This is a genomic window from Solimonas soli DSM 21787 (assembly GCF_000474945.1).
Taxonomy (GTDB): domain Bacteria; phylum Pseudomonadota; class Gammaproteobacteria; order Nevskiales; family Nevskiaceae; genus Solimonas; species Solimonas soli.
Window position 1 is genome coordinate 184526 of sequence record NZ_AXDW01000007.1, and the last position, 14878, is coordinate 199403.

The following is a 14878-nucleotide window of genomic DNA, read 5'->3' on the forward strand; positions in this document are numbered from 1 at the left end:
AGGCCGGGAGGGGCATCGATGAGGCCGCAGGCTGCCAGGGCATCGATCACCCAGTTGCTGGCGCGCGCGCGGGACGGCGACGCGCCGGCGCTGGATGAGGCGTACGCCGCCGTTTACGGGGAACTGAAACGCATCGCCCACCACCAGCTGGGGCGCGAGCGCGGCGCGTTCGACACCACCGCCCTCGTGCACGAGGCCTACCTGAAGCTCGCCGCCGGTGCACGACCCTCGGCCCATGACCGTCACCACCTGCTGTCCCTGTCGGCGCGCGCCATGCGCCAGGTGCTGGTCGATCACGCCCGCTACGTCCATGCGCACAAGCGCGACGCCGGCGCGCCGACCCTGAGCTTCGAGGACGCGATGGCCGCCACGACCGTCGACGCGCTCGACATCCTGACGGTGGACGACACCATCCAGGCCCTGCAGAACGTCGACCCGCGCATGGCGCGGATCGTCGAACTGCGCTGCTTCGGCGGCTACGACGTGACCGAGATCGCGCAGATCATGGCGCTGCCCGCCTACACCGTGCGCCGCGACTGGCGCAAGGCGCGCGCCCTGCTGCTGGCGGAACTCGGGGCATGAACGGCGGCGGCCCGGACCTGCGCCGCGCGCTGCAGGTCTTCGAGCAGGTCGCCGATCTCGCCGGCGCCGCGCGCGACGCGCAGCTCGATGCGCTCTGCGCCGCCGATCCGGCGCTGCGCGACCGGGTCGAACGCATGCTGGCCGCCGATGCGCGTGCCGACGATGCCGGCGACGGCCCTGCGGCACGCTGGAACATCGCGCTGCGGGCCGCGGCCGGCGACGATCCGATGCTCGGCCGCCTCATCGGCGCCTGGCGGCTGGTGGCGGTCGCCGGCCGCGGCGGCATGGGCGTGGTGTACGAAGCCGAACGCGCCGACGGGGCCTATGCGCAGCGCGCCGCGCTGAAGCTGATCCAGTCGAGCGTTTCAGCGGGCGTCCGCGAGCGCTTCCTGCGTGAACGGCAAGTGCTCGCGCAGCTGCGTCACGCGCACATCGCCGCGCTGCTCGATGGCGGTTTCAGCGACGCCGGCGAGCCGTACTTCGTCATGGAGTACGTCGACGGCCTGCCGATCGACCGCTGGTGCGACGCGCGCCGGCTCGGCGTGCGCGCTCGTGTCGAGCTGTTCGCGCAGGCGCTGGGCGCCGTCGGTTACGCGCACCGCAACCTGCTGGTCCACCGCGACCTCAAGCCGTCGAACCTGCTGGTCGACGCGGCGGGCCGCGTCAAGCTGCTCGACTTCGGCATCGTCAAGCAGCTGCAGGATCCCAACGTCACGGCGCTGCCCGATCGCGCCGCCACTTTCGCCTACGCGGCGCCGGAGCAGTTGCACGACGCGCCGATCACCACCGCGACCGATCTCTGGCAGCTCGGCGTCGTGCTGCACGTGCTGCTGTCCGGTTCGCACCCGTTCGGCGTCGCGCCGGCGATGCCGCTGGCGAAGCAGCTGCAGCAGATGGAACGCCCGCCGGAAACGCTGGCGCAGGCCGCCGCCCGGGCCGGCGACGCCGCGCTCCAAGCGCGCGGCGCCGGCAGGCCGGCCGATCTCGCCCGGCAGCTGCGCGGCGGTCTGGCGACGATCGTCGCCACCTGCCTGCGGCGCGATCCGGCACAGCGCTACGCCAGCGTCGATGCCCTCGCCGCCGACCTGCAGCGCTGGCTGCAAAGCCGGCCGGTGCTGGCGGCGAGAACCAGCCGCCGCGAGCGGGCGCGGCTCTGGCTGCGCCGCAACCGCCTGCTCGCCGCGTCCGTGGCGGCGGTGACGGTCGCCCTGCTCGCCGGCACCGGCGTCTCGCTGTGGCAGGCACGCCAGGCGCAGCGGGAGAGCGCGCGGGCGCGCGAATCGCTGCAGTTCCTCGCCGACACGCTGGCCGCGGCGGCGCCGGAACAGGCCCTGAGCCGCGAAGTCAGCGTGCGCCAGCTGCTCGACAGCGCGCGCCGGCAACTCGAGCGGCGCAGCACGACCGACCCGGCCCTGCTGCAGCCGGTGCAGCGCATGCTCGGCCGCCTGTACTTCTCGGTCGGCGATTTCCAGCGCGCCGCGCAACTGCTCGACGCCGGCACGCACGCTGTCGCGCCGCGCACGCGCGACGCGGCGCTGTCACTGGCCGACGATCTGATCGTCTATTCCGATGCCCTCGGCAACCTCGAACAGGGCGCGGCCAGCGTGGCGGCCTCCGAGCGCGCCGCCGCGCTGCGCGAGCGCTTCGCGCCGGACGATGCGGAACAGCAACTGCGCGCACTGGCGCATCAGACGCTGGGGCACGTCGAGAAGTACGGCTGGGAGGCCTGCCGCCGGCGCGCCGAACAAGCGCTGGCCATGGCCAGGCGCCTGCCGAATCCGCCGGTCGACGTCATGCTGCGCCTGTATTCGGATCTCGGCAGCGTCGCCAATTTCACCAACGACCGCAGCCGCCTGCTGTCGATCAGCGAAGAAGGCCTAGCCTTCGCCGACCGCCACGACGTCCCGCTCGAATCGCCGCTGCGCTTCAGCTTGCTCAGGAACCGCATCGAGGGCCTGATGCTCGATGGCCGGGCGCAGGAGGCGGAAACGCTGAGCCGCGATGCCATCGCCATGATCGAGAAGACCGGCGGCGTCGGCAGCACGCGGCTCGGCGTGCTGTGGAGCGCGCTGGGCATGGCCTTGCGCGATCAGGGCCGCTACCGGGACGCGCTGACGGCGATGTCGCGCGCGCACGAACTCGTGCGCGCGGACCATTCCGGCCCGCGCAACATCGCGGTCTCGCTGAGCAACATCGCCATGCTGCAAACGATGCTGGGCGATGACGCCAAGGGCCTGCGCATCGCCGACCAGTCGCTCGCCGAGCTGGACCGCGCCGGAGTCGGTGCCGAGGATCCGTTCCGCGTCTCGCCCGAGCGCATCCGCGTCCATGCCCTGCTCGCAAACCATCGCGTGAGCGAGGCCGCCGCGCGCCTTCAGACATGGCTGGAAATTGTCCGCCGCACGCAGGGCGCCGATTCCGAGGCCTATGTCAGTCTGCTCATCGAGAAGCTCGAAGCGACCCGTCAGGCCGGCGACGCCGCGCAGGGACAGCGGCTGCTGGCGGAAGTGCGCGAGCGCGCGGCGCGGCGCGGCATGGCGCGCACCTATCGCCTGGCCGCGCTGTTCCTGCGCTACGACGCCGCCTTCGCGCGGCTGCGCGGCGACCTGCCGGCCGCCGAAGACGCGCAACGCCAGGCGCTGCAGAACCTGCTGCCGGCCGGCAATGCCTTCGAGATCGCCATCGCCCGCGCCGAGCTCGCCGATATCCTGGGCCGGCGCGGCCATCGCGCCGAAGCCCGCCGCCTGCTCGCGCCGGCCTTGCCGGTGTTGCGGCAGGCCGTGCTGCCCGCGCAGCGCGATCGCCAGGCCGCCGAAGCGCTGGCGGCCCGCCTCGGCCTCGACGGCCAGGAGCGTGGGCGGTAGGAACCGTGCAGGCGAGGCAAAGCCGTTTCGGGACAGGTTCGGATGGCGATTTTGGGGCAATGGCAGGGACTCTTGGCCCGAAATCGGCGCCGAAGATGGCCGAAAGGGCGAAGCCGCAGCCGCGCGCGTTTCTACCGCCCACGCTCCTGGGTTTCGACGAGCCCGCGCAGGCGCGTCAGCGCCTCGTCCCATTGCCCGGCGATCTGATCGAGCGGCGCGCGCGTCTCGGCGAGGCGCCGCTTGTCCAGGCCCACCCGCTCTGGCGACCGCGGCGTTCGCCGCGCACCAGACCAGCGTCCTCGAGCACGCGCAGAGCTTGCTGACGGCCTGCCGCGAGACTTCGGCGCCCTCGGTAAGCCGCGCGATCGACTGCGGACCCTCATCGCAGCGACGAAGCGCAGGCGCGTGGGATCGCCGAGCGCGGCGAACACCGGCGCCGCCCCGACGAGCTTCGCCGTGGCGGGCATGCGGCGCACCGCCGCGGCGCCGACCGGCGCCGACACGCAAGCTCGAGCTTGCGTTTCTCGCGCTCGCTCCGCCGGCGTTCAGATTGCCGTGCGAGAATCGACGCGCCGTGCGCGTGTGAACTTCCTGGCGCGGCTTCGCATCCAAGGCTGGCCTGCCTCGTGTCCTGTCCGAATATGGTTTTACGCTGCTGCGCGCTGTTATTCGCCCTGATCCTGAGCGGCATCGCCGAGGCCGCGCCGGCCCCTTTCGATCTCGTCGGCCCGACGCTGGAAGTTGTCGTCAAGCGCGGCACCAGCATCCTGCCGGCCGCCGAGGTGCCGAATCTGGCCGCGGGCGACCAGCTGTGGATCAAGCCGGCGCTGCCGGCGACGCAGTCCGCGCACTACGTGATGGTCGCCGCCTTCCTGCGCGGCGCCACCAATCCGCCGCCGGACGACTGGTTCTATCCCTGCCGCGTGTGGAAGGAGCGCTGCGGCCGCGACGGCCTCAACATCACCATCCCGCAAGGCGCGCAGCAGGTGCTGATCTTCCTGGCGCCGGAAAGCGGCGGCGACGTGCAGACGCTGATCAGCGCCGTGCGCGGCCGGCCCGGCGCCTTTGTGCGCGCCACGCAGGATCTCAATCAGGCCGCGCTCGACCGCTCACGGCTCGACCGCTACATCGACGCCGTGCGCTACCTGAGCGCCAACGATCCGTACCGGCTCAAGGACGTCGCGCCGCTGCTGGCGCGCAGCCTGGCGATCAAGGTCGACGACAAGTGTCTCGACAAGATTCCCGAGCTGCAGGCGCCCTGCCTGATGCAGGGCCAGGAATCGCTGATCCTCAGCGACGGCCACAGCACCTCGATCGTCGAGGCGCTGACCAGCGGCCCGGGCGCCGATCTGGTGCTCGCCGCCAGCGCCACGCCGGAAGCCGGCTACGGCTACTACAGCCCCTACATTTCGTCGATCGTCGACATCGCGCGCATCTTCGACTCCTTCCACACCGCGCTGTACCAGTACATCCCGGCGCTGGCGCGGCACGAGGGCAGCAAGCTGAAGCTGATGCTCAACACGCCGCCCTCGTTCCATGACCCCAAGTCGGTGCTGGTCGCCGCGCTGCCGGCGATCGAACAGGCGCGCCTGCCGCCGCTGCACGCGGTCAATCCCGACGAGATCTACTGCGCGAGCCGCAACCAGCTGGTGCTGCCGGTCGACGGCGCGCCGCTGGCCTTCTCGACCGACTACGCGCACGCCATCACGCTGGCGGTGACCGGCAAGGACGGCAAGACCATCCAGCTGCCGGCGCACGCCGACGGCATGCAGGGCGGCTACGTCGTCGACACCACGAGCCTGCACGGCGCCGCGCTCGGCGACACGGTGCGCGCCACACTGCAGGGATGGTGGGGCTTCGAGCCCTACCAGGGCCCCGGCTTCCAGCTGCGCAACACGCACGCCAAGAGCTGGTCGCTCGCCGACAGCGACGACCAGGCGCTGTTCGTCGGTCGCCAGGAAGTCATCCATCTCACCGCCGACAGCGTCAGCTGCGTCGACGACATCATGCTCAAGGACCCCGCCGGCAAGGAGCTGAAGGCCGAGTGGAAGGTGGTCGCGCCGCATCAGGTCGAGGTCAAGCTGCCGCTGCAGGACACGCCGCCCGGCCCGATGACGCTGCTGGTCTCGCAGTACGGAGCCGAGCAGCCGCTGCCGATCGCATTGAAGGCGTACATGAACACCGGCCGCTTCGACGGCTTCGCCATCCACGCCGGCGATGCGCGCGGCGTGCTGAGCGGCAACCGCCTCGACCTCGTCACCAGCCTGACGCTCGGCGGCATCGTCTTCACGCCGGGCGAACTGAAGACCGACGGCGGCAGCGACCGCCTGACGCTCGCGACCGGCGACACGCAGGCCGCCGCCACCCTCAAGGCCGGCACGGCGCTGCCGGCGCAGCTGACGCTCAAGGACGGCCGCGTGGTGCGCCTCAACGTGACGATCGACGCGCCGCGGCCGCAGGTCACGCTGATCGGCAAAAGCGTGCAGCCCTCGCGCACCAGCGGCGACAGCCATATCGAGCTGGTCGGCGCCGAACAGCTGCCGCAGGACGCCCGTCTCACCTTCTCGATACGCGCACAGATTCCGGCGACGTTCACGCGCGAGCAGAGCATCGAAGTCGCCTCCTTCGACCAGGCTTTCGCGACCACGCTGAACATCGCCAACGGCGGCGTCCGCCTGGAGAACGGCAAGGTCGCCGTCGTCACCCTCGACCCGGCGAAGATGTTCGGCGCGTCGGCCTTCGGTCCGCTGCAGTTCCGCACCGTGGTCGGCGGCACCGCGAGCGACTGGCAGCCGCTGGTCACGCTGGTGCGCCTGCCTTCGCTGCAGGCCCTGACCTGCCCGGCCAGCGTCGAACTCGCCTGCAAGCTCAGCGGCAGCGATCTGTTCCTCATCGATTCGGTGGCCGGCGACGCCGCCTTCACGCACCCGGCGCCGGTACCGCACGGCTTCACCGATACCACGATGCTCGTGCCGCGCCCGGTCGATGGCCGCCTGTACGTGAAGCTGCGCGACGATCCTTCCCTGATCAGCGCCGTGAGCCTGCCGGTGCAGGCCCTGCCGCCGACGCCGGAGGAGCAGGCGCGCGCCGCGGCCAGGGCCAGGCGCGACGCCGACGCCAGTGCCGAGGGCGCAGCGACGGCGCCGCCCGCCGCGCCCTCGCCGACGTCGCCGGCTCCGCCGCAGCCGCAGCCGCAGCCGCAGCCGCAGCCGCAGCCGCAGCCGCAGCCGCAATAGGACCGCGGCGCGGAATCAGTGCGCGCCGGCGGCGGCGATCGCCGTCCAGCGCTGCTGCGCGTCGGCGAGCAGGGTCTGGAAGGCCGCATGCTCGGCATCGAGCCGCCTGGCGTCGAGCGCGGCGGCGCTGCTCCAGCTGGCGGCAAGATCGTCGACGCTCGCCGTGCCGCTGGCCGCGCCGTTGACGAGGCCGCTGCGCACGTCGATGAACTGCCCGCTCGCTTCGGCGCGCAGCCGCGCCGGCGCGGCCGGCGGCGCGCCGGGCTTGAGCAGCGACTGCGCCGGCACCGCCTTGCCGTCGATCTCGAACGTGGTACCGATCGAATAGACCAGCAGCACATCGGCGCCGAGCTTGGCCGCCGCAAAGCGCAGGTCTTCGATCGAATCGAAGGTCGGCGGCAGCGCGTCGGCGTCGAGGGTCGTCACGTCGGCGACGCCGGACCAGTGGCCGATGGCCGACAGCGCCGTCGCGTCGGCGGCCGGCGCGAGCACGCCGAAGCGGCCCTTGCCGTAGGCCTGCGCCGAAAACGAGCGATAGCCGGCCGCCTGCACGCGCACCAGCGCGAGGTGCGCGGGAAAGTCGAGCAGCGCGCCGCCGGCCGTCGCGCCGGCCGCCGGACCGTCGTCGAAACGGAACGCGGCGCCGGGCGTGCGGTAGCCGCTGGCGCAGGCACCGAGCAGCAGCGCGGCGGCAAGCGCGGCGGCGAGACGGCGGTGAACGGAGGGACGGGAGACGCGCGCGCGGCGCGACACGAGCGGCTGGACTGGCATGGCCGGAGTTTAGCGCGCGCCATGCCGGCGCCAAACTGAACGCGAGGCGGCGCGCGCCGCCGCATGGCGGACGCTTGGCATGTACATTGCCGTGCAAGCGAGGTCGCAAGGGCGCGATCCAGGCCGGCGACGCTGCCGGCGCCCATGGCCTGCACGGCCATCATTCACCCGGAGACTCTCATGCTGCGCTTCAGAACCCTACTCGCCCGCGCGGGCGGCCTTGCCCTGCTGCTCGCCGCGCTGCCGTCGCAGGCGCTGCTCGAGGACCAGAACCATTTCGTGCTCGACAAGAGCGGCGGCGCCTGCGTGCTGCGCCTCGATCCGCAGCGCGACGCGCTGAACGTGAGCTTCACCGGACCGAACACCCTGGTGCTCGAATCGAGCTACGAATTCATCGGCGGCTCCGGCATCAAGCTGAGCTTCGACGACGGCACCGAAGTCCACCTCAGCGGTTCGTCGAACAGCAGCCGCAAGATCATCGCCGCCATTCCGCCGGAGAAAATGGCCGGCTTCTCGAGCAACAAGCGCGTGAAGATCGGCGGTGAATCGAGCCGCGGCCCGCTATACCGGCGCATCCGCCTGCAGGACTTCGCCGCCGGCTACAGCGAGCTCGCGGGTTGCGCCGCGAAATGAATGACGGACGCGGCGGCGCCGGCGCGCGCGTCTGGAACCCTTCCAGCACGATTCTGCCGCGCGCCGTGCCGCTTGCGACGAGCGCATGCGCGCGCCCGAGGTTGGCGGCATCGGTGCGGCCGTAACGCTCGGCGAGCACCGTGCGCAGCACGCCGGCGCCGATCAGGCGCGCATCGCCGTCGGCGACCACCCGCAGCGCTCGCGCATGGGCCGCATCGTGCAGAGCGCGCTCGACGCCGCCGCGGCGCGCGGAGCGGCGCCGGATACGCGCGGCGCCGGCGACGCGCCGGCCGGCCGCGCTCGCGGATCAACCGGACGGCACCTCGCGGCAGCGCTCGCGATAGCTGACTTCCTGATCCGGATACTGGTCCTTGGCGACCTTGTTGCCGAGATAGGCGCCGCCCGCCGCGCCGGCAACCGTCGCCACGTCCTTGCCGTGCCCGCCGCCGATCTGGTGGCCGAGCACGCCGCCGGCCACGCCGCCGAGCACCGTGCCGGCCACCGCGTGCGTGCCCCATTCCTTGTTGGTCACCACGCGCTCGGTGCTGCATTCGGTGCGCGACGCGAGCTCATCGTCCTTCTTCGCATGCGAAGCAAACACCATGGCCGAGCCGGCCACGACCACAACGGCGACACCACCGGCAATACCCGCAGTCAGGTTGTTCATCGTCATACTCCTATGCATCGGCGCATCGCGCGCCTCGAGGGGCACGCTAGAGGCTGGCGATGAATCGAAACTGATCATGGCGATCAGCCGCGGTTCAGGACGCGCATCCGCCGGCGTCGGCGGCGCGTATGGGAATACGACAGGGGAGATCCATGCGCCACCGCATTCGCATCGTCACGGCACTCGTCGCCGCTCTGCTGGCGACAGCCTGCACGACACATCTGGGCAAGCCGGACACGGCGGCGGCGCCGCGGCTGAAAACCGATTACAGCGTCGTCCGCGACGTGCTCGTCTCGCCGGCGGACTGGCCGCAGCCTCTGCCGGCCGACATCTACCGGCCATGCGGCGATGGCCCCTACCCGGCCGTGCTGGTGCTGTACGGTGGCGGCTGGCGCGCCGGCGATCGCACGCAGCTCGCGGCCGTCGCGCGCACGCTGGCCGCGCACGGCTATGTCGCCGTCGCCGCCAGTTACCGCCTCGCGCCGCGCTACACCTTTCCGGCGCAGTTGCGCGACGTGCAGCTCGCGGTGCGCTGGATGCGTGCGCACGCTTCCGACCATGCGATCGACGCGCGGCGCATCGGCGCCTGGGGCTACTCGGCCGGCGCGCATCTCGCCGCCCTGCTCGGCGGCATCGGCCCCGGCGATGCGCTCTACGAGCCCGGCACGCGCATCGCCGCGGTGGTGGCGGGCGGCACGCCGACCGACCTGACGCAGTTCGCCGGCGGCACGCTGGTCCCGCAGTTCATCGGCGGCCGCTTCGAGGAGAAATCCGCCGCGTTCCGCGCCGCCTCGCCGGTCAGCCACGTCAGCGCCGACGATCCGCCGGTGTTTCTCTATCATGGCGGTGTCGACCGGCTGGTGCCGCTGCAGCAGGCGCGCGCCTACCATGCGCTGCTCGATGAGGCGCAGGTGCCGAACGAACTGATGATCCTGCGCGGCCGCGGCCACTACACGGCCTTCTTCAGCGACGGCGCGGCCGTCGACGCGGCCCTCGATTTCCTCGACCGCCATCTGCGCGACGCCGCAATCACGGTGCGACCGTAGCCTGCGGCGCGTCGCGCAGGGCGAGCTGACAGGTGAACTCGGCGCCGAGCAGGAAGATCTGCGCCGAGTAGTAGACCCACACGATCACGGCGATCAGCGTGCCGGCGGCGCCGAACGAAGACATGAACGCGGCATGGCCGATGTAGAGACCGATCAGCAGCTTGCCGATCGCGAACAGCAGGGCGGTGATCGCCGCGCCGCCGATGACGTCGCGCCAGCGCAGCTGCACGCGCGGCAGCACCTTGTAGATGAGCGCGAACAGCGCCGTGGTGACGATGAACCCGGCGACCGCGTTGAGCATGCGCAGCAGGAGCAGCGCGCCGCCGAGCCAGCCGCCCCAGATCGTCGCCACGGCGCTGATCGCCGCGCTGAGCACCAGCGACACGGCGAGCAGGAAGCCGACGCCGAGGATCACGCCGAACGACAGCAGGCGCGCTTTCAAGTACGCCAGCACGCCGCTGTGGCGCTGCCGCGGCGACTTCCAGATGCGGTCGAGGTCGTACTGCAGCTCGGCGAACACCGTGGTCGCGCCGATGAACAGCGTGGCGAAGCCGATCGCCATCGACGCCAGGCCGCCGCCGGAGCGCGCGGCGCTGGCCAGCACCGACTGGACGGCACTGGCGCCGTCGCGGCCGAGCAGATCGCCGATCTGCGCCATCAGCGCGCCGCGTGCCGCATCCTCGCCGAAGAACAGGCCGGCGACGCCGATGACGATCAGCAACACCGGCGCCATCGACAGCACCGTGTAGAAGGCCAGCGCCGCGCCCATGCTCGCCGCGCCGTCGTCGATCCAGGCGGCGAGCGCGCGCGTGCCAAGCGCGCGCAGATCGCGCAGGCGAGCCGATGCGGTGGCGGGCGACAGCGTCATGCGTGAGCGCCTGAGCGGGGCCGGCCTTCATCAGAGCGCCGCCACGCTGCACCGGCGATGAACACGTGCCGCGAACCACGACCCGACCACGCTAGAATTCGCATATGAATGTCTTCGTTCTGATCGGCGGCCTGATCGGTTTCGCCGTGCGCGGCTGGGCCGGCGCACTCGCCGGCGGCCTCCTTGCCTGGTTCCTGACGCGCTCGGCGCGCGGCTCGGTGCTCGGCGCGGCGCGGCGCATCCAGACGCAGTTCCTCGAATCGACGTTCGCGGTCATGGGCGCGGTCTGCAAGGCCGACGGCCGCGTCAGCGAGCACGAGATCCGCATCGCCGAGGCGATGTTCGATCGCCTGCGCCTGTACGGTGAAGCGCGCGAGGCGGCCAAGCGCGCCTTCAACCGCGGCAAGGCGCCGGGCTTCGATCTCGATGCCGAGGTGCGCGCGTTCGCGCAGCTGGCGCAAGGCCAGCGCGTGCTGCACCAGATGTTCCTGCAGATGCAGCTGTCGGCGATCGCCGCCGACGGCGAGGCGCATCCCGCCGAGCGCGAGATGCTGACGCGCGTCGCGCGCGGCCTCGGCCTCAGTGCGGCGGAGGTCGCGCAGCTCGAGGCGCTGCTGCGCGGCAGCGGCCGCGCGCCGTCGCGCGATCAGGTGGCCGATGCCTATCGCGTGCTCGGCGTCGAACCCTCGGTGTCGGACGCCGAGCTGAAGAAGGCGTATCGGCGCCTGATGAGCCAGAACCATCCGGACAAGCTGGCGGCCAAGGGCTTGCCGGAAAGCATGCGCGCGCTCGCCGAGCAGAAGACGCGCGAGATCACCGCCGCCTACGAACTCCTCGAACGCACGCGCGCCGCCGCGTAGTGCGGCTCAAGGCGCCGCCGTCACCCGCCACACCGTGTTGCCGACGTCGTCGGCCACCAGCAGCGCGCCCTGGCGGTCGAGCGCGACACCGACCGGACGGCCGTAGGCCTCGCCCTCGCCGCTGAGGAAGCCGGCCAGCACGTCGCGCGGCATGCCGCGCGGCCGGCCGTCGGCGAACGGCACGAAGACGACCTTGTAGCCGCTGTGCGGCTTGCGGTTCCAGGAACCGTGCTCGCCGATGAACATGCCGTCCGCGTATTCCGGCGGCAGCGTGTTGCCGGCGGCGCTGGCCAGGCCGAGCGCCGCGACATGCGGGCCGAGCGCGTAGTCCGGCACGATCGCCTGGGCGACCAGCGCCGGTTGCGGCGGCCGCACGCGCGTATCGACGTGCGCGCCGTAGTAGCTGTACGGCCAGCCGTAGAAGCCGCCATCGCGCAGCGAAGTGAGATAGTCGGGCACCAGGTCGCTGCCGATTTCATCGCGCTCGTTGACCACGACCCACAGCGTGCGCGTGCGCGGCTCCCAGGCCAGACCGTTCGGATTGCGCAGGCCGGAGGCATAGATCCTGTGCGCGCCGCTGGTGGTGTCGACCTCCCAGACGGCGGCGCGGCCCTGCTCGGCCTCGATGCCGTTCTCCGCGGCATTGCTGTTCGAGCCGACCGTGACGTAGAGCTTGCGGCCGTCGGCGGCGGCGATCAGGTTCCTCGTCCAGTGATGATTGCGCGGGCCGGCTGGCAGATCGACGAGTTTCTCGCCCGGCGCGACGATCTGCGTCTGGCCTTCCTGGTAGGGAAAGCGCAGCACGGCATCGCTGTCGGCGACGTAGAAGTCTTGGCCGACCAGGGCCATGCCGAACGGCGAATTCAGGTTCTGCAGGAAGACGCTGCGCAGGTCGACGACGCCGTCGCCGTTGCTGTCGCGCAGCAGGGTGATGCGGTTGGCGCTCGGCGTCGTCGCGCCGGCCTTGCCCATGACGCGCCGCATCACCCAGCCGCGCAGGCCGCGGCTGTCCTCGGGCTTCGGTGGCGCATTGGTCTCCGCCACCAGCACGTCGCCATTGGGCAGCACATACAGCCAGCGCGGATGCGCGAGGCCGTCGGCATAGGGTTCGACCGCCAGGCCCGGCGCGGCCTGCGGCTTGCGGCCGACCGCCCAGCCCACCGCCGGCGCGATGTTGATCACGGGCAGCAGCGAATCCTCGGGCGCCGGCAGCCGCGGATTCGGGCCGCTGCCTTCTTCGACGCTCAAGCGCGCGCTGCCGCCGCAGGCGCTCAAGACGCAGAGGGCGGTCAGCAGCGCCGCGCTCGTCGAGACTTGGGGTGACATATCGGCTTCCTCCCTGATCCATTGCATCCCGGCACCGACAGCGCTTCAGGATGGGCGACTCGCGCTGAGTCGAGCCTGAAGACGCGATTCAGCATCGGCTCAGTGCCGGCGACGATGCTCGAAGCAGGCAAAGCGAGGAGAGCGCCATGAGCGACGACAAGCAGCAAGGCCACGCGCCCGACGATCAGCGCATCAACGTTCACGAGGCCCACGAAGTGCGTTACTGGACGCGCATGCTCGACGTCAGCGAGGCGCGACTGCGGCAGATCGTCGAGCATGTCGGCACCTCGGTGAGCGCCGTGCGCAACGCGCTCGGCCGTTAGGCGGCGCACCGGCAAAGCCGCGCCGGCGCGCGGCGCTTACGCCTGCGATGTGCGCAGCGCACGACGCAGGCGCAGCTCGCCGCGGCGCAGATAGCGTCCGGCGGCGCTCTGCACGCCGATGCTGGCGCGGCCGGCGAAGGCGGGCGTCGCGCGGCGCAGCGGCGCGAGCAGCTTTTCCACGGGCTCGTGCTTCAGCGCGCGGAACTCCTCGGCCATGGTCGCCTGTTCGAGGGCGCTGAAGTGCTCGTCGATCAGCGCGAAGCTGCCGGTCTCCTCTTCCTTGATGTGATGGTCCAGCAACGTTTCGAGGACGCGCAGTTTTGCCGACCAGCGCGCACCGCCCGGACAGCCGGACGCCAGTTCCTGCAGCAGCAGGTCGGCGACATGGTGCTCTTCGTAAGCGGCCTGCGGCGCCTCGTCGTCCGGCACGCGCGCGCGCAGCGCGCGGTAGACGACTTCTTCCTCGGCGCGCGAATGCGCCTGCAGCAAGGCCTGCAGGCGCGTGAAGACGGCGACGCGCGACGCCGCATCGCGGCTGGGGATGCCGCGCAATGCCTCGAACAGGGCTTCGAGTGCGCGGTGATCGGTGGCGAGAGCGTCGGTGATCAGACGGCGGGGTGGCGACATGACGGGCTTCCTCCGGCGCGAAGACATGGATATCGGCGGCGCGGAGCCTCGCGGCGGCGCCAGTGCGCCGGCCGCGGCGATCCGCTGCCTCCCGACTCTACGCGCCGCAGCTGAATGCCGGCCGCCCTGGCGCGGGAACGCGGCTTGCGTCAGGGCGCGCCGGCGCTGCCGTCGGCGACGCGGATCACGACGCCATCGACGCTGTCGACGACCAGCAGGTAGCCGCTGCCCAGCCGTCCCGGCGCGGCAGCGCCAGCCACCAGCCAGCGCGTGCCCTGCCGATAGGCGCGATACGGCGCCTGCCGCGCGACCGCCTCGGCGCCATAGCGTTGCGTCCAGATGTCGCGTGCCGCGGCGATGGCGGCCTTGCCGTCGGCGATCGCGCCGAGCGGCGCCAGGCCGGCGACGCGCTCGTCGGCGCCGATGCCTTCGAGATAGCGTTTCGCCCAGGGCTTCCACTCCGCGTCGGCCGCGGCGGCGCTCGCCAGATGCGAGGACTGCGCCGCGCCGTCGCGCAGGTGCAGGTCATATGGCGGCGGATAGGACGCCGGCAGCGGCAGGGCGCGTTCGCCGAGCAGAGCGTTGAGCGTCTCGCGCACCGTCCTGGCGACGTCGATCGGCGACGGCGCGGAAGCCGGCCGCGTGTAGACGATGCGCTGCGCGCCGTCGATCACCACCAGCCACGGTGTGCGCTCGATGCCGTAGCGGTCGATCAGGGCATCGCCGTCGACCAGCAGCGGAAAACTCAGGCCGCGCTCGCGCATCGTTCGCACCGGATCGCCGCTTTCCTTGATGTTGATCGTCCACACGTGCACGCCGTGGTCGCGGTAGTCGCGCCAGATGTCCTGCACGTAGGGCTGCAGGGCGCGGCTGTACGGGCACCACGATGGCCAGAACAGCAGCACGGTCGGTTCGCCCCGCGCGTCCTGCGGATAGCGCACGAGCTGGCCGTCCGGCGTCTTCAGCTGCCAGGCCGCCGCGATCGCCGGTTCGGCGCGCGCCGCGCCGCCGAGCAGCAGGGCGAGCAGGCCGGCGCAGGCAAGCAGCGCGCGGCGCCGGACGGGCACCGCCACGC

General features: G+C 71.8%; 14 protein-coding genes and 1 pseudogene. 7 read left to right on the top strand and 8 right to left on the bottom strand.

Features of this window, described 5'->3' with window-relative positions; all coding sequences use genetic code 11:
• Window positions 1-18: 18 nt before the first annotated feature.
• Both K344_RS0105245 and K344_RS0105250 read left to right on the top strand, forming a co-directional pair.
• Complete coding sequence (locus K344_RS0105245) at window positions 19-582, top strand: ECF-type sigma factor (protein WP_028079779.1); 564 nt, start codon at window positions 19-21, stop codon at window positions 580-582.
• On the top strand, window positions 579-3446 hold the full coding sequence (locus K344_RS0105250; RefSeq protein ID WP_028079780.1) for a serine/threonine-protein kinase: 2868 nt from the start codon (window positions 579-581) through the stop codon (window positions 3444-3446). The genes K344_RS0105245 and K344_RS0105250 overlap by 4 nt, the downstream gene beginning before the upstream one ends.
• Window positions 3447-3577: 131 nt before the next feature.
• On the opposite strand, the gene K344_RS24790 is transcribed toward K344_RS0105250, so the two are convergent.
• Window positions 3578-3700, bottom strand: coding sequence for a hypothetical protein (locus K344_RS24790; protein WP_281169424.1), 123 nt, complete (start codon window positions 3698-3700; stop codon window positions 3578-3580).
• Window positions 3701-4072: 372 nt separating this feature from the next.
• Here K344_RS24790 and K344_RS20355 point away from each other — a divergent pair, with 372 nt between their 5' ends.
• The gene (locus tag K344_RS20355) at window positions 4073-6682 is read left to right on the top strand and encodes a hypothetical protein (protein WP_245586117.1); all 2610 of its coding nucleotides are present in this window, start codon (window positions 4073-4075) and stop codon (window positions 6680-6682) included.
• A gap of 15 nt (window positions 6683-6697) precedes the next feature.
• Here the strand turns inward: K344_RS20355 and K344_RS23865 are convergent, their stop codons facing one another.
• Complete coding sequence (locus K344_RS23865) at window positions 6698-7453, bottom strand: hypothetical protein (RefSeq protein ID WP_028079781.1); 756 nt, start codon at window positions 7451-7453, stop codon at window positions 6698-6700.
• Between the two features lie 180 nt (window positions 7454-7633).
• On the opposite strand from K344_RS23865, the gene K344_RS0105270 reads away from it, so the two are divergent.
• Entirely contained in the window at window positions 7634-8086 is a 453-nt protein-coding gene (locus K344_RS0105270) for a hypothetical protein (RefSeq protein WP_028079782.1), read from the top strand.
• A 34-nt stretch (window positions 8087-8120) separates the two neighbouring features.
• On the opposite strand, the pseudogene K344_RS24930 reads toward K344_RS0105270, so the two are convergent.
• Window positions 8121-8258, bottom strand: a pseudogene (locus K344_RS24930) (zinc-binding alcohol dehydrogenase family protein); the annotation flags it as partial.
• A 135-nt stretch (window positions 8259-8393) separates the two neighbouring features.
• Window positions 8394-8753, bottom strand: a complete 360-nt coding sequence (locus K344_RS20360) for a glycine zipper 2TM domain-containing protein (protein ID WP_245586118.1) — start codon at window positions 8751-8753, stop codon at window positions 8394-8396.
• A 152-nt stretch (window positions 8754-8905) separates the two neighbouring features.
• Between K344_RS20360 and K344_RS0105280 the strand changes: the two genes are divergently transcribed.
• Complete coding sequence (locus K344_RS0105280) at window positions 8906-9799, top strand: alpha/beta hydrolase (RefSeq protein WP_028079783.1); 894 nt, start codon at window positions 8906-8908, stop codon at window positions 9797-9799.
• Here the strand turns inward: K344_RS0105280 and K344_RS20365 are convergent.
• A complete protein-coding gene (locus tag K344_RS20365; RefSeq protein ID WP_051361923.1) occupies window positions 9783-10667 on the bottom strand; it encodes a YihY/virulence factor BrkB family protein in 885 nt (294 codons plus the stop codon). The two genes, K344_RS0105280 and K344_RS20365, sit on opposite strands and share 17 nt — an antisense overlap.
• Before the next feature lie 104 nt (window positions 10668-10771).
• Between K344_RS20365 and djlA the strand changes: the two genes are divergently transcribed.
• Window positions 10772-11527 carry a co-chaperone DjlA gene (gene djlA / locus K344_RS0105290; protein WP_028079784.1) on the top strand — a complete coding sequence of 252 codons (756 nt, stop codon included), beginning with the start codon at window positions 10772-10774 and terminating at the stop codon, window positions 11525-11527.
• 6 nt (window positions 11528-11533) lie between these two features.
• Here the strand turns inward: djlA and K344_RS0105295 are convergent, their stop codons facing one another.
• On the bottom strand, window positions 11534-12853 hold the full coding sequence (locus K344_RS0105295) for a PQQ-dependent sugar dehydrogenase (RefSeq protein ID WP_043113832.1): 1320 nt from the start codon (window positions 12851-12853) through the stop codon (window positions 11534-11536).
• Between the two features lie 146 nt (window positions 12854-12999).
• On the opposite strand from K344_RS0105295, the gene K344_RS23345 reads away from it, so the two are divergent.
• A complete protein-coding gene (locus K344_RS23345; protein WP_084197021.1) occupies window positions 13000-13176 on the top strand; it encodes a DUF3606 domain-containing protein in 177 nt (58 codons plus the stop codon).
• Between the two features lie 36 nt (window positions 13177-13212).
• On the opposite strand, the gene K344_RS22870 is transcribed toward K344_RS23345, so the two are convergent.
• Together K344_RS22870 and K344_RS0105310 are read right to left on the bottom strand one after the other, a co-directional pair.
• Window positions 13213-13803, bottom strand: a complete 591-nt coding sequence (locus K344_RS22870; protein WP_051361924.1) for a hemerythrin domain-containing protein — start codon at window positions 13801-13803, stop codon at window positions 13213-13215.
• 149 nt (window positions 13804-13952) lie between these two features.
• Window positions 13953-14876 (bottom strand): peroxiredoxin family protein, encoded by a 924-nt coding sequence (locus tag K344_RS0105310; RefSeq protein WP_028079786.1) that lies wholly within the window; start codon window positions 14874-14876, stop codon window positions 13953-13955.
• Window positions 14877-14878 lie beyond the last annotated feature (2 nt).